The organism is Fluviicola sp., from assembly GCF_039596395.1.
Lineage (GTDB): Bacteria > Bacteroidota > Bacteroidia > Flavobacteriales_D > Crocinitomicaceae > Fluviicola.
In genome coordinates, this window is record NZ_JBCNJT010000005.1 from 41,435 (window position 1) to 66,534 (window position 25,100).

At 41.7% G+C, this 25,100-nt stretch carries 17 protein-coding genes; 8 read left to right on the forward strand and 9 right to left on the reverse strand.

Going from position 1 to position 25,100, the window contains the following annotated elements; translation table 11 throughout:
• The first annotated feature begins 9 nt into the window (after positions 1-9).
• Complete coding sequence (locus ABDW02_RS19650) at positions 10-5,205, forward strand: C25 family cysteine peptidase (protein WP_343637683.1); 5,196 nt, start codon at positions 10-12, stop codon at positions 5,203-5,205.
• Between the two features lie 53 nt (positions 5,206-5,258).
• Here ABDW02_RS19650 and ABDW02_RS19655 read toward each other — a convergent pair whose 3' ends face one another.
• The 8 genes from ABDW02_RS19655 to ABDW02_RS19690 all read right to left on the reverse strand — a co-directional run bounded on the left by ABDW02_RS19655 (position 5,259) and on the right by ABDW02_RS19690 (position 15,949).
• A complete protein-coding gene (locus tag ABDW02_RS19655; protein ID WP_343637685.1) occupies positions 5,259-6,857 on the reverse strand; it encodes a hypothetical protein in 1,599 nt (532 codons plus the stop codon).
• Positions 6,858-6,890: 33 nt separating this feature from the next.
• Complete coding sequence (locus ABDW02_RS19660; RefSeq protein ID WP_343637687.1) at positions 6,891-8,138, reverse strand: PP2C family protein-serine/threonine phosphatase; 1,248 nt, start codon at positions 8,136-8,138, stop codon at positions 6,891-6,893.
• 3 nt (positions 8,139-8,141) lie between these two features.
• Positions 8,142-9,062, reverse strand: coding sequence for an LpxD N-terminal domain-containing protein (locus ABDW02_RS19665; protein ID WP_343637689.1), 921 nt, complete (start codon positions 9,060-9,062; stop codon positions 8,142-8,144).
• 87 nt (positions 9,063-9,149) lie between these two features.
• Positions 9,150-9,812: a hypothetical protein gene (locus tag ABDW02_RS19670; RefSeq protein WP_343637690.1), complete on the reverse strand. Its 663-nt coding sequence runs from the start codon at positions 9,810-9,812 to the stop codon at positions 9,150-9,152.
• A gap of 4 nt (positions 9,813-9,816) precedes the next feature.
• On the reverse strand, positions 9,817-11,907 hold the full coding sequence (locus ABDW02_RS19675) for a thiamine pyrophosphate-dependent enzyme (RefSeq protein ID WP_343637691.1): 2,091 nt from the start codon (positions 11,905-11,907) through the stop codon (positions 9,817-9,819).
• A 96-nt stretch (positions 11,908-12,003) separates the two neighbouring features.
• Positions 12,004-13,047 (reverse strand): Fic family protein, encoded by a 1,044-nt coding sequence (locus ABDW02_RS19680; RefSeq protein WP_343637693.1) that lies wholly within the window; start codon positions 13,045-13,047, stop codon positions 12,004-12,006.
• Positions 13,048-13,138: 91 nt separating this feature from the next.
• Positions 13,139-15,271: a DPP IV N-terminal domain-containing protein gene (locus ABDW02_RS19685; RefSeq protein ID WP_343637695.1), complete on the reverse strand. Its 2,133-nt coding sequence runs from the start codon at positions 15,269-15,271 to the stop codon at positions 13,139-13,141.
• 3 nt (positions 15,272-15,274) lie between these two features.
• Positions 15,275-15,949: a DUF2461 domain-containing protein gene (locus ABDW02_RS19690; protein ID WP_343637697.1), complete on the reverse strand. Its 675-nt coding sequence runs from the start codon at positions 15,947-15,949 to the stop codon at positions 15,275-15,277.
• A gap of 117 nt (positions 15,950-16,066) precedes the next feature.
• On the opposite strand from ABDW02_RS19690, the gene ABDW02_RS19695 reads away from it, so the two are divergent.
• The 7 genes from ABDW02_RS19695 to ABDW02_RS19725 all read left to right on the forward strand — a co-directional run bounded on the left by ABDW02_RS19695 (position 16,067) and on the right by ABDW02_RS19725 (position 23,494).
• Positions 16,067-16,543, forward strand: coding sequence for a hypothetical protein (locus ABDW02_RS19695; protein WP_343637699.1), 477 nt, complete (start codon positions 16,067-16,069; stop codon positions 16,541-16,543).
• Between the two features lie 2 nt (positions 16,544-16,545).
• A complete protein-coding gene (locus ABDW02_RS19700; protein ID WP_343637701.1) occupies positions 16,546-16,953 on the forward strand; it encodes a hotdog fold thioesterase in 408 nt (135 codons plus the stop codon).
• Positions 16,954-17,026: 73 nt separating this feature from the next.
• The gene (locus ABDW02_RS19705) at positions 17,027-17,473 is read left to right on the forward strand and encodes a MarR family transcriptional regulator (protein WP_343637703.1); all 447 of its coding nucleotides are present in this window, start codon (positions 17,027-17,029) and stop codon (positions 17,471-17,473) included.
• Between the two features lie 54 nt (positions 17,474-17,527).
• Positions 17,528-19,933, forward strand: a complete 2,406-nt coding sequence (locus tag ABDW02_RS19710) for a 3-hydroxyacyl-CoA dehydrogenase/enoyl-CoA hydratase family protein (RefSeq protein WP_343637705.1) — start codon at positions 17,528-17,530, stop codon at positions 19,931-19,933.
• Positions 19,934-19,945: 12 nt separating this feature from the next.
• Positions 19,946-21,127, forward strand: a complete 1,182-nt coding sequence (locus ABDW02_RS19715) for an acetyl-CoA C-acyltransferase (RefSeq protein WP_343637707.1) — start codon at positions 19,946-19,948, stop codon at positions 21,125-21,127.
• Positions 21,128-21,245: 118 nt separating this feature from the next.
• Positions 21,246-22,304, forward strand: coding sequence for an AI-2E family transporter (locus tag ABDW02_RS19720; protein WP_343637709.1), 1,059 nt, complete (start codon positions 21,246-21,248; stop codon positions 22,302-22,304).
• On the forward strand, positions 22,304-23,494 hold the full coding sequence (locus tag ABDW02_RS19725) for a WG repeat-containing protein (RefSeq protein ID WP_343637711.1): 1,191 nt from the start codon (positions 22,304-22,306) through the stop codon (positions 23,492-23,494). Before ABDW02_RS19720 ends, ABDW02_RS19725 begins: the two co-directional genes overlap by 1 nt.
• 2 nt (positions 23,495-23,496) lie before the next feature.
• On the opposite strand, the gene ABDW02_RS19730 is transcribed toward ABDW02_RS19725, so the two are convergent.
• The gene (locus ABDW02_RS19730) at positions 23,497-25,047 is read right to left on the reverse strand and encodes an OstA-like protein (protein ID WP_343637714.1); all 1,551 of its coding nucleotides are present in this window, start codon (positions 25,045-25,047) and stop codon (positions 23,497-23,499) included.
• Positions 25,048-25,100: the final 53 nt, after the last annotated feature.

A 25,100-nucleotide genomic window follows, 5' to 3' on the forward strand; every position in this document is an offset into this window, starting at 1 on the left:
GAAGAGCCTATGAACAAACTCTACTTAATACTACTTACAATTTTTCCGGTTGTTTTTGCGTGGAGTCAGCCTTATGGGAATGAATGGATTGATTATTCCCAGAAATTCTACGGTTTTAAAATTTTCCAGACAGGTTTATACAAAATTGACTATGCTACTTTAAGCAGCAATGGAGTTCCTGTTTCCGGAATTACTCCCTCCAGTTTTCAGGTTTTCGGGAAAGATAAAGAAGTACCGCTATACATGGTTGATAACGGGGATAATTCATTTGATCCGGGAGATTATTTCCTGTTTTATGCTTACCGGAATGACGGCTGGCTCGATTCCGTGATGTATCCGAATCCAGCTCAAATGGGAAATCCCGGCTTTAGTTTGATCAACGATACTATTACCTATTTCTTCTCGTGGAAAAATGCAGGCAATGGCCTTCGTTTCACCTTGCAATCCGATCAGAATTATTCCAATTACACGCCAAGCAGTTTTGTCAGGGCCGAATACAGAAGCAACTATTCAAATTCGTACAGCGAAGGTTTTACCTATGATGATGCTTCCGGTTCCATTTATTCGCGGGGAGAAGGCTACGGTTTGCCCGAACTGGTTTCAGCAGGCAGCAATGCTTCGTATGATGTAGGAATTTCAACCCCGAATGTTTACACAGGCCCCGGTGCAATACCCGTCAAAGTGGAATGCCGGGTTTCCTCCGATTCGGAAGCCGAAACGTCACATCCGCAAGATCCCAATCACCATACCAAATTATCATTCGGAACTTCGAATTTACCGATCATTGACACCACTTACCGCAATCACACTCAGATAAAAACAGTCAGTCAATTTCCGGCGTCAGCACTAAGCAACGGGATAACCTATATTCATCATGAAATTATCGCGGACCTTAACGTTGCGGTAGACAGGCAGATTTTCACTTATACGATGTTGTCCTATCCAAGACTTCCGAATGCGAACAATTTGGTGTCCGATCGTTTTTTTGTTCAAAACGGAGCCGTAAAAAGCAGAATCGACCTGATCAACTACAGCGTACCCACACCATTGGTACTGAGTTTCGGTTCCATTCCAAGATATGAAATCCCGACAATCGGCAGCGGATTGATTCAGTTCATTGTTCCGAACAACACCTGGAGCAATGAAACCGAAGTTTTGGTAGTGGATATCAGCAGTGCTACTCCGGTTGGCACTATGACTCCGGTAAACGGAACCGGTACTTTTACCGACTTTGGCTCAATGAACATTGATTCGGCGCTCATTTTTGTTTATCCTCCTGCTCTTTCAAGCGGCAAGGATTCTTATGCAAACTATCGTTCATCGATAAGCGGTGGAAGTCACAACGTACTTGCTGCCAATATTGAAGAATTGTATTTACAGTTCGGAGGAGGTATCATCAAACATCCGGTTTCAATCCGCCGTTTTGTGCATTTCATTTACAATAACAGCACTCAAAAGCCGGAAGGACTATTATTAATAGGAAAAGGTATGAATGTCGGTGAAACCAGACTTTCTCCTACCGGCTTTGCAAACTGCCTGGTTCCACCAATGGGATATCCTGCAAGTGATGTTGCCACAACCGCCGGTTTGCTCAGCACAAATACCTGGGAACCGCTTGTTCCAACAGGAAGACTTTCCATGACAAGCAATACGGAAGTGGAAAATTACCTCTCAAAGATCCAGCAATACGAGGATGCTCAAAATAATGTCGGATTGAATTATTCCCAGACCAAAAAGTGGCAAAAACAATTGCTTCATTTTGTCGGTGGATCTGATGCACTGCAACAGACCACATTCCAAAGTTACATGAATGGCATGAAGCAAATTGTAGAAGACACTCTTTTTGCCGGAAATGTCACCAATTATTTCAAAACTTCCAGTAATCCGCTGGATCCGAATGTGGTGACAGACGTTACACAAAAAATAGAAGACGGTGTTTCGATCATGAATTTCTTTGGCCATGCCGCAGCTTCCAATAATGGATTTGAAATCAATATCGATGAGCCAGGCAACTGGAATAATTTCGGAAAATACCCGGTGGTGATTGGAAATTCCTGTTATAACGGGAATATTTTCAAAGATGTCAATTCAACTTCTGAGAACTTTATTAACATTCCCAATGAAGGAGCTATTGCTTTCCTTTCAACCATTTCAGTAGGTTACGATTCTCCGCTGGCCATTTATTCAACCGAATTATACAAACAGTTTTCATACAAAAACTATGGGAAAACATTCGGTTATCAGATTAAAGAAACTATCAAACAGATTTACAATGAGTATTCCCCTATTTTACAGGACGGAATCATATTCTATGAAACGGCATGTACTCAAATGACACTTCACGGCGATCCGATGATTAAGGTCAATTATAGTACGGATCCGGAAATTGACATCCAGGTTGCTGATCTGAACCTGAGTCCGAGCAATGTGAATTTATCGGTTGACAGTATTGAATTGACTTTCACTATCCGGAATATCGGGAAATCGATCAAGGGACCGGTTTACGTCGAGATCCGAAGAGATTTTCCGGGAACGACTATCGACTCCATGAAAACTTTGTTTCTGCCAAAATTGAACTACGATACGGTAATCAAACGTAAATTTCCCTTACAACCTACCATCAGTGCCGGAGTGAATACCTTTACGGTTTCTGTTGACATTCCGAATGTTTATAGCGAACAATTTGAAGAAATTTCAAATAACCAGGCAAGTGCCAATTTTTTCCTGAACATTGATGGAATGCTGCCTATCTGGCCTTACAATTACGCAGTTATTCCATTTGATACCATTACGGTTAAAGCATCCACCATTAATCCGATCGCCGGAATGAGGACTTATCGGTTTGAACTGGACACAACAGATACCTACGACAGTCCGCAACTCAGACGTTTTTCAGTGACCGGTCTTGGTGGTGTAAAATCGGTACAACCGAATCAATGGTTGTCAGCCTTCGGTGCTCCTTTCCCGCTTGTATGCACAGACAGCACGGTTTATTTCTGGAGAGTTGCCGTTGACAGTACGGTTCCAAGCTGGACTGAATATTCTTTCCAGTACATTCCGGGAAAACGCGGATGGGGACAGGATCATTTCTTCCAGTTTAAGAATAATTCGTTCTCGAGCATCAATTATGACAGAACATCCAGAAAACGATTGTTTAATCTCAATGATATACATACCATAGGGATTACCACTATGAAGTACACCACTCTTTATAATTCCTATTTTATTGCCTGGTCTATAGATAATCAAAACATGGATTATGCTACCTGCAACACCTATCCTTATATCTACGTTGGTGTAGCAGACGGTACAACTCTCGAAGCATGGAGAACCCACTGCCCGGGATGCTCTCAGGGAAGTAACAATAACCCGGCAATGAATTTCGGTAATTTAAATAACCTGGGAAGTGCCGGAGGTCAGGGTTGCAGGGACAGATACGAAGTATATTTCACTTTCGACCAAACAGACCCGGCATCCATGGCCAATTTCCAAAACATGATTACCAATGGAATTCCGGATAGTAATTACGTGGTTATTTACACGCCTTTCTCCACTTATTTCAATTTGTGGGGAACCAATAATCCGAGCGTGTTTACCATGTTCCAGAATTTAGGATTCCCTACCATGACCGCCAGCCAGCCGGACGAACCATTTGCACTCTTCTTCAAAAAAGGTACAACTGCATTCAATCAGGTAAAATATTGGTCCACAGATACTCAAACAGCGGGTGAACCAGATGGAGTTCCTAAAATTGTTCTGAAGGCCAATGTGTTAAAACCCTCTTATATCGGTGTAGAAAAAACACCTCAAATCGGACCGGCTTTTAAGTGGGAAACACTCTATTGGAGAAGAGATTCCTTAGAATCGCCGTCTACAGACAGTGTGCGTATATTCATTGAGAAATACAATACGACCAACGATCTGGTCGGCACTATTGATACGATGTTCACACCATTGGATTCTATTATCAATCTGAACAACCTGATTAATGCAACAACCTATCCTAGGATACGCATCGGGATTTACAACTCGGATAAAGCGAATTTAACTCCTGCCCAGATCGATCGCATACACGTGCTTTACCAACCTGTTCCTGAAGCCGCAATTGACGGATCGTCCGGATATTATGCCTCCGTAAGCGGTGACACCTTGTACGAAGGCCAGGATTTCAGTTTTGCAGTAGATGTAGTAAATGTCAGTGAATTTGATATGGATTCCTTACTGATCGATTACTGGCTGGAGGATCAGCAACACATCAAACATGTTATTCCTTACCCAAGACAGGATTCTTTGCGTGTTCACCAGGTTTTGAGAGATACCATTCAATTCACTTCTGTTGCACGTCCGGGTTATAACATCCTTTGGATGGAAGTAAATCCTTATGTAAACGGTTCACTGGTCCAAACCGATCAATTGGAGCAATACCATTACAACAACATCCTGCAGCTGCCGGTTTTTGTAGTAGAAGACAACAGGAACCCGATTCTCGATGTTACTTTCAACGGGCAACACATTCTGAACGGAGATATTATTGATCCGACTAGTGAAATTCTGATTACGCTTAAGGACGATAATCCTTACCTGGTGATGGATAACATCAGCGATACCACACTTTTCGGAATTTACCTGACCGGCCCGGACGGAGTCCAAAAGCGGATTCCGTTTATAGATGCAAACGGAAATACGATCATGCAGTGGTACCCGGCAAATGGCCAGAACCTGAAGTTTAAAATCATCTATCCGAAAGAATTCCTGCAGGACGGAATCTATCAGCTTTTTGTCCAGGGAACAGACCGGTCGGGAAATATTTCAGGTGATTACGAATACAAAGTGAGTTTTGAGATTATCCGGGAATCATCGATTACCCAAATGATGAACTATCCGAATCCTTTCTCGACCAGTACCAGGTTCGTTTTTACCTTAACCGGTACCGAAGTTCCGGACGATATTATTATACGCATTATGACCGTTTCAGGTCGCGTGGTACGTGAAATCACCGAAGACGAAATGGGATTGATCCGTATCGGAAGAAACATCTCTGAATATGCCTGGGATGGAAAAGATGAATTCGGTGACCAACTGGCAAACGGAGTGTATCTGTACCAGGTTATGGCTAAAATTAACGGAGAAGATATCAAACAGCGCGAATCGGGAGCTGATCAATATTTCAAAAAGAATTTTGGAAAGATGTATTTGATGAGATAGAAAAAGGCCGTTCCGAATTCGAAACGACCTTTATTATTAGCATTTTCTATTTCTTACTCTTCAAATTCAACCTTGAACATCATATCGCTTTTCTGCTTGATATACAGTTCAATCGCGAATGAATTATCTGTTAACGGAATGACTCTGTTCAAAGCATATTGGTAAACGACAGTCCCGTCGATTTTTCTCCAGTCGAACAAATGAAGGTATTTCACTTCCCCGGTCTTGTTATCCACGCAATGCGCTGTAACACAATCTCCTTTAATGTCTTTATTCACTTCTCCGTCATCCGTCATCGTAGCGTTCCTTACCGGATCTAAAAACAGTACATAGGAATATTTTTCAGAAGCCATTAAACGGAATGATTCCGAAACGGATCTTTTCGGGAACTTCTGCATCCACCCCAATTCACCGTCAGCATTGATTTTAACCAACACTACATCATCATAATGGTAAGTGGTGTAGGTGTTTCCTTTTGAATCGGTATGTGTTGTAATATAGAATATCTCACCCGCCAATACGATTCCTCCATCTTCTAATGTCTGGATCCGGCGCATTCTTAAATTGGTCATCGCAAGATTATCGTTCGCATCCGCGTTTTCCATTTTTTTCTTCGCCTTATCTGAAATGCGTTTGTACTTCTTAATGAAATCCAATGAAAATTCATAAAATTTCGGTGCACTTAAATTGCCTTTGCTATCCAAAATGGAGACGAAAGCACCATCAACTCCATAAGACTTCGGCTTCCGGTAGTAACCCGCGCAAATAATGTCTCCTTTTTTATTTTCTTTCAAATAAACGTCATCCAGCATTTTTTCTCCAAGGTTGAATTCTACTTCGGCCAGACGCCCATCCTGGTTTGTCACTAAAATAGCCATCGATTCGTTATCGGATATTTCCCTGTTTTTACGGGTAAGTTCTTGTTTGTATTTTTTAATCAGGAAATACCCGTTTCCTTTGGAGTCTACCGTAAAATCCAGATTATCCATTAAACTTTCCGTATACGGCATTTCGAATTCATTTCCCCATAGCTTAGTCATTTGCGCATCAAAAGCACCCATCCCAATAATATCGTGGTTGTTAGAATCATCTTTGTTGATAGGTTTTTTCCGGTATCTCACCACCATTACCGATTGATCACTCGAAAAATCAAACGAAAATCTCGGGAAGGTTTGTTTACTCAATACGATTGCACCGAAAGGAACCTGATTTTCAGGCTCTGTCATCGTCAGCAATTCTTTCTCTTCACCGGAAAATGAGAGACTGGAAGTACTTATTTCTCTGGCATACAAGATGACTTCTTTTGATCCGGTCAATTTGGAATACATCAGGTAAAATGTCTCCCCCATTTTGAATGTACCCTCGATAGCCATTCCTTTTTCAATGCTCAGAACCGCTTCTCCTCTTTGTATTTCATTCAGATTTTCCCCACCGAACTTTTGAAGGATTAAAGTCAATCCACCTTTCCGTTTTTGTTTGATGCTAAAAACTTCGCCGTTACCTAGTGCATAATATTCTTTTGAATAGGCGTCTGTTACCGGATAAGGTTCGCTTTTCGTAACCTTCACCCCGGAAGAAACTTTGATATCATCCTGGGCATACAGTGATAAACTCCCTAAAAAGAACAGGAGCGTTAAATTGATTATTTTCATGATTGAATATTTTCTGCAAATGTATCAAAAGACTCAGAAGAATCTGCAGGAAAATATCGCGGTGTCATCCACTAATTTACGATTCCCCCTCCATTCATCCAGTTTGGAAAACACAATGTTATTCATATCTTCCATACTCAGGCGGTAGAAATTGTGGTAAATTTTAATCAGGCGATCCAATTCAAAATGACTGTTTTTCTCATTTTCCAATTCCACCACCCCGTCCGTATAAAGAATCAAGGTTGTATTAGGTTTGAGTACTTCTTTTCCTACCTGAATAAAGGGCATTTCATCAAACATTCCCAAACCGACACATCCGATATCCAGTAATTTCGGTTCTTTTCCATTGGTGATAATGGGCTGGTTATGTCCGGCATTTACGTAGTCCAATTCTCGTGTCTCTGCATTGTACACTGCAATGAAGAAAGTGATGAACTTTTCACCTTTCGCACTCGTCATGACCTTTTTGTTCAATTCTTCAATAAGAAATTCCAGGGAAAAAGGGCGAATTTGATGAACGGTTGAGTAAAACGTCCGGATAGTGGCCTGGAAGTTGGCCATTAACATCGCGGCGCTGATTCCTTTTCCACTAACATCCGCAATACAAATCACATATTTATTGTCTCCCAGGGGAATAAAATCGTAGTAATCTCCTCCTACTTCGTGACGTGGGATATACTTCGCCGAAATATCCATTTGTTTATTGGACGGCAAATCCGAAGGAAAGAGCAATTTCTGCATTTCCGAAGCAACTTCCAGTTCCTTTTTCAAGCGCTCTCTTTTGAGTTCTTCCCGAGCCATTCGCTTGTTTTCGATCGCCATAACAACCATGTTGGTAAGCGTTTGAACAAAGCGCATATCCGCCAAAGTCTCGGATTTTCGCATACCCGAGCCTTCTATTCCCGCAATCAACAAATAAGCCAGCGGTTTATCCTTATGAAATACGGGAACAATGATGTCGAATTCGTCGATAATTGCAGAATAACTCGATTCTATGACCGTAATTTCGCGAAACCGGTACAATTCTTTTTCAACGGAAACATCTTTGAGCTTATTTTTCAACCCGACTTTTAAAAGCGGGCTCCAGTGATTTTCTTTATTAAATAACAGAAAGTGGTCAAAACCTAATTGTTCGCGCATAACGAATTCAAACATCCGCACAATTTGCTCAATACTTTGATTGGTAGCAATTGCCCGAGTTAATTCCAGTAAAGAATTTAACCGGAATTCTCCCAACTCAACCTGTGATTCTAAATTCGCTATGCGGGTTTCTGCCTTCATGACTTATTTCTTCGGCTCTGCAAGATTTTTCAACACAAACAATTCACGCATTTTTAGTTTAGCCTCATCACACGGACTACCGAAGTATGTTTTTCCGGCTTCCAGGTTCTTCCCGATACCGGATTGAGCCAAAACAACTACTCCATCTTCGATCGTAATCCCGGAAGCACAGCCAACCTGGCCCCACAAAGTAACATTGTCACCGATGGTGCAGCAACCTGCAATTCCAACCTGGGATGCGAAAAGGCAATTTTTCCCGATAATCGTATCATGTCCGATCTGGACCAGGTTATCAATTTTTGTTCCCTCACCGATCCTTGTAATTGCGCTAACTCCGGCATCAATGGTTGATCCTGCACCTATTTCTGCATTTCTTTCGATGTAAACAAATCCGCAACTGTGCATGCGGTCATAGCCGGTCGGTTTCTTTTTGTAATAAAAGGCATAATGGCCGATCACCGCATTCGGACCTATGATCACATTTTCCTCAATAACAGTTCCGTCTCCGATATAAGCTCCCGGATGGATCGTCACATTTTCACCGATAATTACATCGTGACCAATAAAACAATTCGGAGAAAGATGTGCTGAATCTGCTATCTGGCAGTTTTCCCCGGTCATCGACATCTGCGGCCTGTAGGGCGAAAACTTTTTAGTCAGTTTGTTATAATCGTCGAAAGGTTCCGGGGAAATAATCAGTGCTTTTCCTTCCGGAACGGGAACTTCCCGGTCAATCAAAACAAATGAAGCCGCTGAATTGAGGGCTTTATCATAATATTTCGGGTGATCCACGAAAACCAGATCTCCAGGTTCAACCCTGTGGATTTCATTGATTCCCGTAACAATCAGAGACGCATCTCCAACTACTTCCCTGCCCAAAAATTGTGCGATTGCACCAACTGTATGTATACTTCCGATTTTCATAGACTTCCTCTCTATAAAGGTAAGCTCATGAGGCATCGATTTTCCTGAAAAATCAATTACTTATAAAATCAGGATTGTTTACAAATACTAATCCCGGGATAAACGCAATAAGATCCTGATAACGAGCAAAGCAATACCGACAATTGTCCAGATGAGCGCCTTGTTACTTTTTTTCTCCTCAATGGCATCATTCTTCTGCTTTTCAGCTTTCATTTCTTCCAGGTACTGAATCACCCCAGCCCGCTGTTCCTCACTTAAAGGCAGGTTTTTCTGTACTATAGCAACCTTTCTTCCGATATTGGTTTTGTTTTCAATATGATATCTTTCAAACAGCCGGAATTGAAGATCTGTCAAGTCTTGGTTATTTAATGCATTGACCAACGTTGAAAAGCCCGGATGAGTGAAAATATCATTCAACTCATCTTCATTTTTATGCCCTCTGATGTAAAGCTGAAAATCCTGGAGTGTCTCTCTTTTTATTTCCAGCTGATCCGATTCGGAAAACAGGACGATATAAGAATACAAAGCAGTGACTTTCGTCAGGTCTCTTTGTTCAAATGCTTCATGCAAAGCAGTCAATAAACGCGTCTTATCCTCTGAATTAATAGAGGATAGAATTTCAGCTACTTCCGGTAAGTTCTTCACATTTCCATCAAGGGAAACAGAGATATGAACCCCTGAGAGGTCTGATTTAATTAACCGAACACGCTCGAGCATAGCCCGAACTCTAGGTGGATGATTTTGGTTCAAAAGTTTAGTAATTTAATAGTTGTTCCAGAGCTTTCTGCACTTTATCTGCATTCGGCAACAGTTCAGCCTCCAATGTCGAATTCAACGGAATAGCAGGTGTATCAACAGCCCCGACAATTCCTATCGGAGCATCCAGGTGTTTAAAACAATCTCTTTGAATTCTTCCGGCCAAACCAAGCGTAAAGGATGCTTCAACAGACTCTTCTGTTACCAGCAAAGCCTTTCCGTGCTTTTCTACGGAAGCAGCAATAGCCTTCATATCCAATGGATTGATGGAACGCAAATCCAAAACTTCCACTCTTCCATCAAATTGTTTGGAAGCTTCCAATGTCCAATAAACACCTCGTCCGTATGTAATCACCACACATGACTCCCCGTTTTTAACTGCAGATTCCGAAGCTTCCTGTACAATACGCGCCTTACCGATCGGAATGATGTATTCTTCATCAGGCTCAATCGACATAGCACCTTCAGTACCAGGAATTTTAGACCAGTACAATCCTTTGTGCTCCAATATTACCACCGGATTCGGATCATAATATGCCGCTTTCAATAAACCTTTCAGATCCGCACCGGTAGAAGGATAAACCACTTTGATCCCACGAATATTTGCCAAAACCGACTCCACACTGGAAGAATGATATGGCCCACCCGAACCATAAGCTCCGATCGGAACACGGATTACGCAGCTAACCGGCCATTTTCCATTCGACAAATAGTTGGAACGGGAAACCTCAGTAAACAACTGATTCAATCCCGGCCAAATATAATCTGCGAACTGAACTTCTACAAATGGCTTCAATCCTACAGCCGACATACCGACAGTAGAACCAATAATAAATGCTTCCTGAATTGGAGTATTAAACACGCGATCATCACCAAATGTTTGAGCGAGTGTAGCTGCTTCTCTGAAAACGCCTCCCAAGCGTCCACCGACATCCTGGCCGTAAAGCAATGCTTCCGGATGCTCGGACATAATCTCACGCACTGCAAACAATGCGCTATCGACCATTACCGTTTTTTTCTTTCCGGCAGGTTCACGTTCTCCTTTTTCTTCAGTAACGGGAGTAGGAGCGAAAATAAAATCGGTAACGCTTTCCGGTGCAGGATCTTCTGCATTTAAAGCCTTTTCATAATCTTCGTCGACCAATTTCCGAACGTCAGCTTCAATATTAATGATATCCGCTTCGCCTTCCAGTTCACGAATAATTTCCTTCAATTTCGGATACGGATCACGCGTTGCAGCTTCTTCCAGATCATCCCGGTACCATTCTTTTCGCACTCCCGATGTATGATGCCCTAAAAGCGGAACCTTTGCATGAATAATGAATGGTCTTCTTTCTTTTCGAACAATATCAAAAACCTCCTGAACAGTTTGAAACGAAAGATCAAAATCACTTCCGTCTATTGTTCTTACCTCGATCCCTTTGAATCCTTGTGCGTAATGACTGATATCCTGAGCTCTTGTTTCCGCTGCATTTGCAGAAATATCCCATCCGTTATCCTGAACCAGGTAAACAATCGGGAATTGCTTCAGAGCTGCCATTTGGAATGCTTCGGAAACTTCACCTTCCGTACAGGAAGCATCCCCCAAAGAACAAACCACAACCGGGTTTTCACCGTTAAAATCTTCCGCTAGACCGGTTTTTTCCTTGTATTGAATCCCCATTGCAATTCCGGTTGTCGGAATAGCCTGCATACCTGTCGCTGAAGACTGATGCGGGATTTTTGGCATATTATCCCGTTTCAAAGATGGATGCGAATAATAAGTTCTTCCTCCTGAGAATGGATCGTCTTTTTTGGCAAAAACCTGAAGCATCAACTCATAAGGAGTCATTCCGATTCCCAAAAGAATACTGTCATCCCGATAGTAAGGAGAAACCCAATCCTGTGGTTTCAACTGCAAACCTACAGCAAGCTGAATCGCCTCATGTCCTCTGGATGTAGCATGAACATATTTTGCTGTAACTTCTTTATTTGCCTCATATTTCTCAGCCAATGTTTTTGCGGTTGCCATTAAACGAAAGGCTTTCAACAAAACATCTTTGCTTGTTTTAACAGTAGATTTCATGGTCTTCGAAAGAGTATCTGCCATTTTAGGGTATTTTTTGTAACAAAGATAAGATTCAAAAAGGAAACGAATCGAATATGAGAAGAATAATCGGCTTCATTTGCGAACAAAAACCTCATCTTATTTCAAAATGGAAAGATATCTTTCCAAACTTTGCTTCTCAATTTCAGCAACAAACCGGATAAAAGCATCTTTGTTACCGGAAGTCTGAACCTCATCAAGTGCTTCATAATAACTATAACGGGACGTATTATCGCCTTTAATATTTGCAATCACGAAGCCATGCTGTAATAAAATCATGTTCATGATTAAACGGGATGTTCTTCCGTTTCCATCTATAAAGGGATGGATCGTGACTAACCGTTCGTGCATTTCTGCCGCTAACACAATCGGATGCAAACTTAGCCTGTTCCGTTCGTACCAGATGAAATAATCTTCCATTTGCTTTTCAACAAGATATGGAGCCGGAGGCATATGCCCGCTCCCCTGTATCATTACCTGAATTCTACGAAATCTTCCGGCATCTTCAGGAAGAATCCCTCTAAGTACCAAATTATGGATTCCCAGCAATTCTCTCCTGGTAATTACAGCATCTTTGGAAATCAGTTCTTTCACATAATGAATGGCATCATCGTGATTAATTGCCTCCAAATGTTCCCGCATACTTTTCCCTGAAACAGTTAAACCTTTATTAATCACAAGATCGGTTTCACGGAGTGTCAAAGTATTCCCTTCTATTCGATTACTTTCAAAGGTATATTCCAGTTCCAATGCTTCCGTAATACGATGATTCTCAAATTCCCGTATCTGATCCAATTGCTTCTTCAAATCATCGATTTCACCCAATGTTTTTTCAATCGACAGATCTTCAAACTTTCTTTCAGGATAATAACTTGCCAGTTCTTCCTGAACCATTGTCAATACCTCATCTGCAAATGAATATTGTTTTACTTCTACTAAAACCTTCTGTGTCAGCCATGCTTTCATCAATTCATTCAAATTAATCCCAAGAATATTTGAAATCTGAATCAGTTGTGCTTCAGATGGCATTCGTTTACCGTTCTCGAATTTACTAATCAAGGATTGATCCACCCCTAGCAAACTTGCCAGTTCCCTGGAACGCATTCCTTTTGTTTTTCTAGCATTCCGGATAATTTCTTTCATTTTTGACTAAATTTATCATGACTAATTTAGTCATATTTTAATGTTTTGAAAAAAAAAGAGGAAATTTTTTCCTCTTTTTATATATCCAGTTCTATTGATTATGCTCAATAATATAGTTAAGCACTTTTTGAATCAAATGTACTCTGTCTTTTCCAATTACATTATGCTTATGCATCGGATAATGAAAGAAGTCTACTTGAATACCTAAATCAATGAATTTCTTGATTAACGCATCATTATGCTGTGGAACCACTACATCATCCACTGTTCCATGAATTAACAATAGATCTCCTTTTAATTTATTGACATGCGAAAACAGAGAGGTTTCCTCATACCCCTTAGCATTTTCCTCAGGTCGATCCATGTAACGTTCTCCGTACATTACTTCATAGTACTTCCAATCGGTTACCGGTCCGCCGGCTACTCCAACTTTAAACGTTTCAGCTTGTTTCAACATCAATGAAGTGGTCATAAATCCACCGAAAGACCAACCATGCACAGCAAAACGGGAGGTGTCGACATAAGCCAAAGATCTCAGGTAATCAATTCCTTTCATTTGATCTTTAATTTCTATAACTCCCAACTGTCTGTGTATTTGACTTTCGAAAGTAAAACCACGTTCTCCGGAACCACGATTATCTAACGTAAACACTAAATAACCTTGCTCGGCCATCCAATACATCCACAAATTAGCTCCATCCAACCAAGAATTGGTGATCATTTGAGCATGCGGTCCTCCATAAACATAAACCATTACCGGATATTTTTTATTAGGATCGAAATTACTTGGCTTAATAAGCCGTGTGTAAAGAACTGAACCGTCTTCAGCTTTGATCTGCCCGATATCTGCACTTCCGATCTGAAGATCTGCCAGTTTATTTTTCGAAACCGATAACGTTTTTGTGATTTTTCCAGTAATGGTCTTCAACTCCACTTTGCCAGGAACAGAATGAGAGGAATACTGATCGATAATATAAGTATTCAAATCATTGATCACAATTCCATGAGTTCCTTCTTCCAATGTTAAACAACGTTGCTTCCCATTCAGGTCAACTGCATAGAACAAAGTGTTTAGAGGACTTGTCCCCGTTGCCGAGAAAACGATTTCTTTTCCTTTATTGATTGATTGCAAAATATCTTTAACCACAAATTTATTGGTAGTCAATTGTTTGATTAAAGTACCATCCAAGGAATAATAATAGAGATTGTTAAATCCGTCTTTTTCAGAAATCCAAACGAAATTATTGGAGTTCGGCATGGGGAAAAATGCAGGATGCTCTGGCTCTACCCATTTATCATTTTGCTCTTCCAGAATGGTTTTTACAAAAGCGCCTGTTTTTGCATCGTACTGGTTTAACCACATGTGGTTTTGCTCACGATTTACTTCCGCGATCAGGACAAACTTCTCGTCGGGAGTCCAGCACAAATTAGTCAGGTAACTGTCTGCTGCCCCTTTGGGTGAAATATAAACGGTTTTTTTATCTGAAACAGAATAAATACCAACTTTCGGCTTCTCAGAACCTTGTCCGGCCATCGGGTATTTAATATTCATCAATTCTGCAGGAACCTTCGTGATATCCACCAGAGGATATTCCTTCACATTGGTTTCGTCTTTTTGATAGAATGCCAGGTAAGCTCCTTTTCCGGACCAGAAAATCCCATCCGAAATACCAAATTCGCTTCGGGCAATTGTCTGTCCCGAAACGATATTTTTATCGGTATTGGAGGTAACGGCAATTTTTTCACCCTTTGAATTGACTATCCATAAGTTATTTTCAACGGTATAAGCTACGCTTCCTGAATTCATTTCATATTCAGCTCCGGCACCTTCTTCTACCACAGAGACCAACTTAGAACCGGTTTTCGTTTTCAGATTCAGCAAATAATAGTTGTTTCCATCATTCAGGATCAGTTCATCTGCACTTTTAAACACAAAACCATACAAACTGTATAGCTGTGAACCAAGGATTTTGTTCACCTCCTGAATGGTAAAGAGTTGCTCCGGATCCGTTTTCTTAACAGAAGCCTGATACATTGTCTGATAATTGTTGCTAACATAGACATAGGAATCCGTTCCGGGAATCCAGGTAATGGAATTACACTGTTCGTCTCTGAAAGCTCTGTTTTGCTGCATCACTGCATCCGAAAGTGTCAGTTGCTTCTTCTGAGCAACCGCACCAAATCCAAGAATAACAAATACTGTTAGTCCAAAATACTTATTCATAAATTAAGGTCTTTGTATGAATTTATTAAAAAACGTTTCAAGCGGCAGACCGACCTGAAAACAATGATCTAGGGTTTCCAACAGATTCTCCTGCAAAATCAATTCTGCATCGAATGCTGTAAAGAAATACCATTGTTTATTGAGAATATAAGGTTGTTTTTCAGCTTCTTCCCTGAATTCTTTAGGAGCTATTTTATTGCGTTCACCGCGAACTTCCCCGAACACTTTCACAAATTCTTTGTCTGTTATCAGCGCGTTGAATTCTTTCAGATTATGAGCAATTCCTTCGCGAACCAGGAACAAGTCGTCTTTTTCGATCTCATAAACTCCTCCGTAAACACGAACTTCTTCCGGGCCGAATTCAAAGTAAACACCATGAATACTTTTAGACTTCTTCCCATTCGGTGCAACTACCGCGGAACACATCAGTTTGTAAGGCGATTTATCTTTAGAAAACCGGATATCCCTGTTGATTCGGAAAATGCATTCCGATGCTGTTAAATCTTTAAAAGAAGGATGTGACTTTGCCAAGTGATCAATAAATACCTGAACAAAGTTCGCAAAAGGTTTTTTTACTGAATTTTCGTAGCGTTTTCTATTTAAATCAAACCAGTCTTTATTGTTATTTGCAGCTAATTCAATAAAGAAATCAAGATAGTCTTTTGTAAAATATGCCATGCACCAAAGATAGTATTTATCCAATTCGCAAGGTTGTTGATTTTTACAGATTTTCGGTGACGAGAATTTCTGCATTTCTTTAAAGATTACAGTACATTTGTGCCAAAACAAATACACATGGCACAAGTCTCCATAGGACACATTGAAGCAGCTATCGAAAAAGTGGATAGCCTCGACGATAACGCATTAGACAGATTATCGGAAGCACAAACAACTGCACAACCTGTCCTTTTGGGATATATTATGTCTGCAGCACAAGAGTACCAAAACGAAGGGTTGGAGAGTTTACTCATTTATTACTTCACAGTGGTTTTGGAAGCTTATGCTCAAGCCGGATTACATCCGAAAAGCGTAACCGACGAACAGATCGACGAATTCGAAGAACCGTACTTCCAATTATTGGATGAGTATTTCGAAAATGAAGATGAAACGATTCTGGAAGATTTCTCCGATCAGCCTGACCTGGTAAAATTCATGGCTATGGAAATCGGGATGGAAGATGCCGAAGGAGTTACTTTGGACGACGAAACCGCAACACAATTGTTTATTGTTATTTTGGCGATGATTTCATTGCTTTCCAGATCATTGGATTAACAATGAGAACACCACAGGATATTGTCAGTGAAATGATGAGTAAGGATGCCTTTTCACAATGGCTAGGCATCCGAATTCTTGAAATTGAACCGGGATATTGCAAATTATCCATGACGGTTCGCCCCGAAATGGTAAACGGACATCAAACCGCTCATGGCGGAATTTCCTATGCTATTTCAGACTCTGCCCTGGCTTTCGCAGCCAATAGCCGCGGACAAAAAGCCGTAAGCATCGAAACAGCCATCGCACACATTGCACCGGTTGCTGTAAACGACGAATTACTTGTAATCTGCAAGGAAATCAACTGCGGAAAAACAATTGGACGTTATGAATCAATTGTTTATAACCAAAATCAAAAAATAATTGCTAAATTTAACGGAACCGTCTTTCGCCACCCTGACCTCTGGTAATTCTTCCAAAAAAAGTATTCATTTTATTATGCATACATAATATTATTTTGTATATTCGTGACAAGTTCACAGTATGCAAAATAAGCCCCAATACCTCATCGACTTAGATGTTCGATTAACATGGCACAAAATGTCGCGCATGTACAACCAGCGAGCAAATAGCTATGGGATTAGTATGTCCGTTGGTTTCATCCTCCTTCACATTGACCGCGAAGGAACTCCAAGTACACAATTAGGCCCGCGAATGGGAATGGAACCGACCAGTCTTTCAAGAACCTTGAAGACGATGGAAGAAAAAGGATTCATTCGCAGGGAAGAAGATAAACTCGATAAACGCATTGTTCGTATTTTCCTGACGGAAGAAGGACTGAAGGCGCGCTACATTGCCCGCGACGTGGTTTTCGAGTTCAATAATAAAGTCATCGAACGTATCCCGAAAGAACACATCGACATTTTCGAATCGGTTGTCAATCAAATCCAGGAAATTTTGGATGAAGAGGACTCCAATCCTTCGGAGTGATACGATAATCAGTCTTTGAATAGTAAACAAAAAGAATTCAATAAAAAATCAATTATGAACAGACACATCAAAAAGGTAGCGATTTTAGGATCCGGAGTTATGGGTTCCAGAATTGCCTGCCACTTTGCCAATGTCGGGTGTGAAGTCCTGCTGCTTGACATCCTTCCGAAAGAACCCAATGATGCCGAAAAAGCCAAAGGACTCACAATTGATAGTAAGCCCGTAAGGAACCGCATTGTAAATGAAGCTTTGCAATTTGCATTGACTTCCAACCCTTCTCCGATTTACCGGAAGTCTTTTGCTTCCCGCATTCAAACCGGGAATTTTGAAGATGACATGGCAAAAATTGCCGATGTGGACTGGGTCATTGAAGTAGTAATCGAACGTTTGGACATCAAACAACAAGTGTTTGCCAACGTAGAAAAATTCCGTAAACCGGGAACACTGATCTCCACAAACACCTCCGGAATTCCTATCCATTTGATGCTGGAAGGAAGAACGGATGATTTCAAAAAACACTTCGCGGGAACGCACTTTTTCAATCCTCCAAGATATTTGTCTTTACTGGAAATTATCCCAACCACTGAAACAGCTCCGGAGATTATTGATTTTTACATGTCGTTCGGTTCCAAAATTCTTGGAAAGAAAACAGTACTTTGTAAAGATACTCCCGGATTTATCGGAAACCGTATCGGGGTTTATTCCATGGCAAAAGTGATGGAGTTGGCACAGGAGCTTGGTTTGACGATCGAAGAAGCCGACTCACTGACAGGCGCTATTCTGGAGCGTCCGAAAACCGGAACATTTAAGTTGGGAGACCTGGTAGGTCTGGACACGGCCTACAGCGTTACCAAAGGTTTACAGGCCAATTTGCCAAACGATCAAATGGTTAAGGAACTTAAAGAATCGAAAGTCTTAAACTTCCTGATCGAACATAAATTCCTGGGAGACAAGACCAAAAAAGGATTCTATTATAAGGAAAAAGATCCTTCCGGGAATGTAAACCGATTCGCGCTTGACCTGGAAACACTGGAATACCGGCCGATGCAGAAAGCCAAATTCCCGGTATTGGAAATGGCAAAACAGGCCCCGGACCTGAAAACACGTTTGGGAATGTTATTGCTCGACAAATCAAAAGCAGGAGATTTATTGAGAAAACACTACGCTTCGTTATTTGCTTACGTTTCTCAGCGAGTACCTGAAATTTCGGATGTACTTTTCAGTATCGATGACGCCATTCGTTCAGGATATGCCTGGACTTACGGTCCTTTTGAGAACTGGGACATGATCGGTGTTCAGAAAGGAATCGAATTGGCAGAAAGCGAAGGATATACCGTTGCGGAATGGGTCAAAGAATTCGTTGCAGCGGGAAATAATTCATTCTACAAATCCGAAGGCGGTAAGAAATACTTCTACGACATTGCCTCAAAATCCTATAAAGTGATTCCTGGAACGGAGCACCTGGTTATTTTGGATGCCTTGCGTGAAACCAATAAAGTTTGGGGAAATTCAGATACCACGTTGGTAGATTTAGGCGACGGAATCCTGAACCTGGAATTCCATACTAAAATGAATACGATCGGCGGCGGCGTTATTGAAGGAATCAACAAAGCAATTGACTTAGCGGAAAAAGAATACAAAGGTCTGGTGATTTCGAACACGGGTGGAAACTTCTCTGCAGGTGCAAATGTCGGGATGATCTTCATGATGGCTGTAGAACAGGACTACGATGAATTGAACTTCGCTGTAAAAGCATTCCAGGATACAATGATGCGTGTCCGTTACTCCAATATCCCTGTAATTGTAGCTCCGCATAATATGGCTTTGGGTGGTGGCTGTGAACTATCCATGCATTCGGATAAAGTCGTTGCACATGCGGAGCTTTACATGGGATTGGTTGAATTCGGTGTTGGCCTGATACCGGGAGGAGGCGGTTCAAAAGAATTCGCAAAACGCTTCTCGGAAGAATTGAAAGACGGTGATATCAAAATCAACCGATTACGCGAGCGTTTCCTTTCAATCGGTCAGGCGAAAGTTTCTACTTCTGCTTACGAAGCATTTGATTTGGGGTATTTACGTCCCGGAACGGATGAAGTAATCGTTTCACGCGAATATCAATTGACACGGGCAAAAGACGCTGCTCTCGAACTGGCAAACAAAGGATACATCGCTCCGAAAAGAGAAAAGAACATCACTGTTCTCGGACAGGAGGGCCTTGGAATTATTTACGTGGGAGCAAACTCCATGAAATCCGGGCATTACATGTCGGAGCACGACCAGGTAATTTCAGAAAAACTAGGCTGGGTAATGTGCGGCGGCGATCTGAGTGAAAACACAGTTGTTTCCGAACAATACTTACTGGACCTGGAACGAAAAGCATTCGTGGAATTGTGCCAGCAGCGCAAGACGCTTGAGCGATTGGAGAGTCTGGTGAAATCAGGGAAAATCTTGAGAAATTAAACATTAAAAAACATGTCAAACAAAGCATATATCGTAGCGGGATTCCGCTCAGCAGTTGGAAAAGCAGGGAAAGGAGGATTCCGGTTCTACCGTCCTGACGACCTGGCAGCACGTGTCATCGAACACCTGGTTGCTAGCGTTCCGCAAGTAGAAAAAACACGCATAGACGATGTTATCGTTGGAAATGCTACTCCGGAAGCAGAACAAGGATTGAACGTAGGGCGTTTGATCTCTTTGATGGGATTAAAAACCGATAAAGTTCCCGGAATGACCGTCAATCGTTATTGTTCTTCCGGTTTGGAAACAATCGCATTGGCACAGGCAAAAATTGAAGCCGGAATGGCCGATTGTATCATTGCCGGTGGTGTCGAATCCATGTCGGTTATGGCAATGGGTGGTTGGCGAATTGTTCCGAACCCAAAAGTCGGAAAAGAAAATCCGACCTGGTACTGGGGAATGGGATTGACTGCAGAAGCGGTTGCAACCCAATTCAACGTAAGCCGGGAAGACCAGGATTTATTTTCGTTGAAATCGCATGAAAAAGCCTTGAAAGCAATCGCTGAAGGGAAATTCAAGGAAGATATCGTGCCGATTGAAGTGGAACACATCTTTTTGGATGAAAACGAAAAAAGACAAACCAAAACATTTATTGTCGACACGGATGAAGGCCCACGTGCTTCAACTATTGAAGGATTGGCAAAATTAAAGCCGGTATTCGATGCCATGGGAAGTGTAACTGCAGGAAACTCCTCACAAACTTCCGACGGAGCCGCTTTCGTGATGGTGATGTCTGAAAAAATGATGAAGGAACTGAACATTGAGCCGATAGCACGTTTGCATAGCTACGCAGTTGTAGGAATTGAACCGCGAATCATGGGTGTAGCACCGATTGATGCCATTCCAAAAGCACTGAAGCAGGCTGGCCTGGGCTTGAACGACATCAACTTATTCGAGTTGAACGAAGCATTCGCATCTCAATCATTGGCAGTTATTCGTGAAGTTGGTTTGAACCCGGATATCGTGAATGTTAACGGCGGAGCAATTGCTTTGGGCCACCCGCTTGGATGTACCGGAGCAAAACTGACCGTTCAACTGATCAACGAATTGCGCCGCAGAAACGAAAAATACGGCGTTGTAACCATGTGTGTCGGAACCGGACAAGGTGCCGCAGGTGTGATCGAACTTCTGAAATAATACGTCTCAACTAATTTCAACGCCATTTATCTCCGGCCGGATGATAAATGGCGTTTTTCGTGTTATAATTCCATAAAATCGAATTTCCACCGAGCTTTTTCTTAATTTCGAAAGAAATATGGAAAACACTTCACAGAAAATAGCGAAAGTACATACAACGAGTCATTCGTTAATCATCGCTTCGATCCTGGTTGTGATTCTTTATTTAGGCCGAAGCCTGATTATCCCGCTAATTTTCGGGATTATTCTTTGGCTAATGATGCGGAAGGTGCGCTCGCTTTTTTACAAGGTCGGGCTAAGGGATAAATGGTTCCCCAAATGGCTGAAAACCCTTTTAAGCACTGCCATTCTTTTTTCAACGGTTTGGGTCATCGGGATGATTTTCGAGCGCAATATCCAGGAACTCATCAAATACTCGGATGCTTACGGAAAAAACCTCACGAAAATCCTCAACGACTTCGACAGTTTTTCTTCCTACAAAGTGGAAGACATTGCCAAAAGTTTCAACTCCAATGATCTGATCAGCAAATACATGACTTCCGTAATTGCTTCGCTGCAGACCATTATTTCCAATGTGATCATTGTCCTGATTTACATGCTTTTCATCATCATGGAAGAATCTTCTTTCAAGTTCAAAATAAGAGCTTTGTTCCCTGATCGTGTCACCTACGACGAGCGCATGCAGGTCATTCGCAGAATTGAAAAAGCAATCACGAATTACCTGGGCATCAAATCATTGATCGCACTGGTTGCTTCTACCATTTCCTATTCCATTTTTACACTGGCAGGATTAAATGCTCCGTTCTTTTGGGCATTACTGGTTTTCATGTTCAGCTTTATTCCGTTCTTCGGGGTTTTGATCAGTTCTTTCATTCCCGCTATCTTTGCAATTATTCAGTTTGCCGGATACAGTGAGTCACTGATCATCTTATTCAGTGTCGGGTCCGTACAGTTTATTGCCGGAAATATCATCGAACCCAAAATCATGGGAAATACGATGAACGTAAGCCCGTTGGTTGTTATACTCGCATTAGGTTTCTGGGGATTCATTTGGGGATTGCCGGGAATGTTCCTCAGTGTTCCTATTACCGTTATCATGGTGATTGTTTTCTCGAAGTTTAAATCAACCCGCGGAATAGCTGTTATTCTTTCGGAAAGAGGAGAAATTGAACATTAATGAAGGGGTTTCTGATAACATATTTCTTACTGTTTTCTTTGTTTTCTGTCGCTCAGTTTGACGATGAAACAGAGAACAAAACCGTCTTCGGCGGAACAAACTTCATTGCAAAAAACGCAGCCGGACAAGTCGGGATCAAATCCAAAGACGGAAAAGAAGTGGTTCCTTTTGTTTACAATAAGATTATCGAGAATCACCTGGGATTGTTTGTTTTTAAGGTCAACAAATCCAACGGGTACGAACGTTCCTATTCTTTAGGATATTACAACAAACAATTCAAGCAAATCCTTCCCTGCCAATACAACAGCTTATTAGCCCTGGAAGACGGATTTATTATTGCCTCTCAGAATTCGGACAAAAAATTCGGTTTGATCGATACGATCGGGCGCATTATTATTCCTTTTGAATACGATGAAATGGCCGCGCCCAGCGAAGGATTGTTTCTGACCAAAGTGCGCGAAAAATACGGTTTCATCAATAAAAAGAATAATACGGTGATCGATCATAAATTTGCTTATGCAAGCCCGTTCTCGGAAGGATTGGCTGCTGCAAGCAAATCCAAACTGATCGGTTTTATTAACCGCCGCGGAGATTTTGAGATCAAAGAGCGATTTACTTCTGCAGATGATTTTACCTACGGTTATGCGCAGGTATTCTTTTACAACCAAACCAGCGTTGTGAATCCGGCAGGAGAAATTTTGTTTCCTTTTATTTTTAAAAGCATTCATGCAGTCGGAAACGGGCAGTTTGTTTTTGAAACGAGTGAAAACCTGCGCAACACACTGGTTACTACACTTCCACAACTGAAGATCGCTCAAAAACCGGATGAACTTTCCCAATACGATTCCATCATTACTACCATGGACTCGGAAATTGATTCGGAAATGGGCGAAAAGTTTATGGGCGTATTGAATGCGCTCGGTCAACTGGTAGGTGGAAACGAGTTCACGCAAGTCATTCACATCCATTCCGAAGGAACGGAACAGTTATATGCGGTTCAAAAGAAATCGGATGAGGAAAATGCAAACAGCAATTACAATTTTGCTCTAATGGACGGAAATGGCCGAATCCTGAGTGAATACCGCTTTTTCGAAGTAAAACCCGAGGAAAAAATTGTGGTGGAGGAAACTGAAAACGGATTTGTGAATTATCGTGTTGACCCGAGCGGAAAACTGACTAAAATCGATTAAGATTACTTATTCCGTGCTCCCGGTTCTTTCTTCTCTTCCACCATTTCTGCCGGAATTTTTCGGGGTTCCAATAATTCCTGCCAGGTCTTGGGACGAAGCACCGGATTCCACTTGAATTCCTTCAGGAACTGTTCTTCCGGATTGATTTTGTCTATGGGATAGAATTTCCCGTCGGGCTGATTGATATAGGTAATTCCCACGACTTCGCCGCTATCCATGTAGACTTTCAGATCCGTGGAAAAAATACGGTTTAATCCCATACGCTTTATAACAACGGCCGTATCGGTCTTTTGCTCTTCTTCCGGGTAGAAAATGGTTTTCGCCTGGCCTTTCACATCGGATCGCACCAATTCATTGTTTTTGAAATAAGACCAGATTTCCTTCCCGGCCAGCTGATTGTAATACCTTCCGGAATCCAGTTCGTTGGCGGCAAAAGCATGCGGGAATAAATGCGCCTTATCGATCAGCGTATCGTTTTTAATAAATACCCGGATCGTATCACCGATCAATTCCGAATTGTAACTCCAGAAATGGGCATTTCCCCACAAATCCATAATACTGTCCTGCTTTCTGTAATCGAGGGAATCTGCAACTCCCTGGATCTTATTCTGGAAAATACGCACGTCTTTTCCTCCGCGTATTCTCAACGATTTCTCCAGTGTATCCCTTAAATGGATCAAGGTATCTGCCCTCAGGAAAAGCGTATCTTTCGACTTCATCATCCGGATCAGCGGATAATCGGTCAGTACATCCGTCAGGGTCTTACCGTCTGAAACAAAATAACCCGCATTGAATTGCACTTGCTGAGCAGTATCGAGCATTTGCACATTTCCCCGGCCTTCTGCATATTTCTTTTTCGGAGCGTAAAACAAACTGTCGCCGGTGATAACCCTCGGAGCTTGTTCGATCTTCGCGTTATTAGTCAGCAAGCCTTCTTCTGTTTGAACATGATACCAGCCCTTGTCGCAATAGAATTTGGAGTCTTTCGTCGTTCCGACCGTAGGGCCGTAGAAAAAGACTTTATGGACGAGGTAATTGTAATGCATCGTATCCGTTGTCAGCTTCAGTTCATCACTTTTATAAACCACGTTTCCTTTGAAGAAACTTTCTTCCGTATTCGGATAGAAATAACCGTACTGACTGGTGAGCACTTCATTGGTGGTAATGTTTTCAATGCGGCCTTTGTTGCGGTAAATAGCTTTTGAACTCCTTGCATCGTATTCCAGGGAATCGGTGGTCAGTTTGTATTCGCGGTCGCGGATGCGTACATGCCCCCATAATTTTGCCAGGCGCGTTCTCCCGTTGTAATACATGGAATCGCAAAACAGGTTTAGCGTATCTGCCTTGTTGATCTGCACTTTTCCGTAAGCCCAGACTTCATCTGTCCGTTCCCGGTAATGCGCAGAATCGCAGAACATGATATTTCCCTGGTACTTGAAATTCAGGAAACCGGTCAAACGTTGCTTTCCTGTTTTTTCGTCATAGGAAAGTTTCTTTGCTCCCGGTAACAATTCCAGCCATGAGCTCTGGCCGTATGACAATTGCGCATACACAAAAATTGCGCTTAAAAAAAGCGCAATTCGATAAAGATATGTGTTGAATAACT

Excerpts from the sequence above, each read along its gene's own strand:
- ABDW02_RS19650 (WP_343637683.1), top strand. The coding sequence starts at position 10 with ATGAACAAACTCTACTTAATACTACTTACAATTTTTCCGGTTGTTTTT.
- ABDW02_RS19655 (WP_343637685.1), bottom strand. The coding sequence starts at position 6,857 with ATGAAAATAATCAATTTAACGCTCCTGTTCTTTTTAGGGAGTTTATCA.
- ABDW02_RS19660 (WP_343637687.1), bottom strand. The coding sequence starts at position 8,138 with ATGAAGGCAGAAACCCGCATAGCGAATTTAGAATCACAGGTTGAGTTG.
- ABDW02_RS19665 (WP_343637689.1), bottom strand. The coding sequence starts at position 9,062 with ATGAAAATCGGAAGTATACATACAGTTGGTGCAATCGCACAATTTTTG.
- ABDW02_RS19675 (WP_343637691.1), bottom strand. The coding sequence starts at position 11,907 with ATGGCAGATACTCTTTCGAAGACCATGAAATCTACTGTTAAAACAAGC.
- ABDW02_RS19680 (WP_343637693.1), bottom strand. The coding sequence starts at position 13,047 with ATGAAAGAAATTATCCGGAATGCTAGAAAAACAAAAGGAATGCGTTCC.
- ABDW02_RS19685 (WP_343637695.1), bottom strand. The coding sequence starts at position 15,271 with ATGAATAAGTATTTTGGACTAACAGTATTTGTTATTCTTGGATTTGGT.
- ABDW02_RS19690 (WP_343637697.1), bottom strand. The coding sequence starts at position 15,949 with ATGGCATATTTTACAAAAGACTATCTTGATTTCTTTATTGAATTAGCT.
- ABDW02_RS19695 (WP_343637699.1), top strand. The coding sequence starts at position 16,067 with ATGGCACAAGTCTCCATAGGACACATTGAAGCAGCTATCGAAAAAGTG.
- ABDW02_RS19700 (WP_343637701.1), top strand. The coding sequence starts at position 16,546 with ATGAGAACACCACAGGATATTGTCAGTGAAATGATGAGTAAGGATGCC.
- ABDW02_RS19705 (WP_343637703.1), top strand. The coding sequence starts at position 17,027 with ATGCAAAATAAGCCCCAATACCTCATCGACTTAGATGTTCGATTAACA.
- ABDW02_RS19710 (WP_343637705.1), top strand. The coding sequence starts at position 17,528 with ATGAACAGACACATCAAAAAGGTAGCGATTTTAGGATCCGGAGTTATG.
- ABDW02_RS19715 (WP_343637707.1), top strand. The coding sequence starts at position 19,946 with ATGTCAAACAAAGCATATATCGTAGCGGGATTCCGCTCAGCAGTTGGA.
- ABDW02_RS19720 (WP_343637709.1), top strand. The coding sequence starts at position 21,246 with ATGGAAAACACTTCACAGAAAATAGCGAAAGTACATACAACGAGTCAT.
- ABDW02_RS19725 (WP_343637711.1), top strand. The coding sequence starts at position 22,304 with ATGAAGGGGTTTCTGATAACATATTTCTTACTGTTTTCTTTGTTTTCT.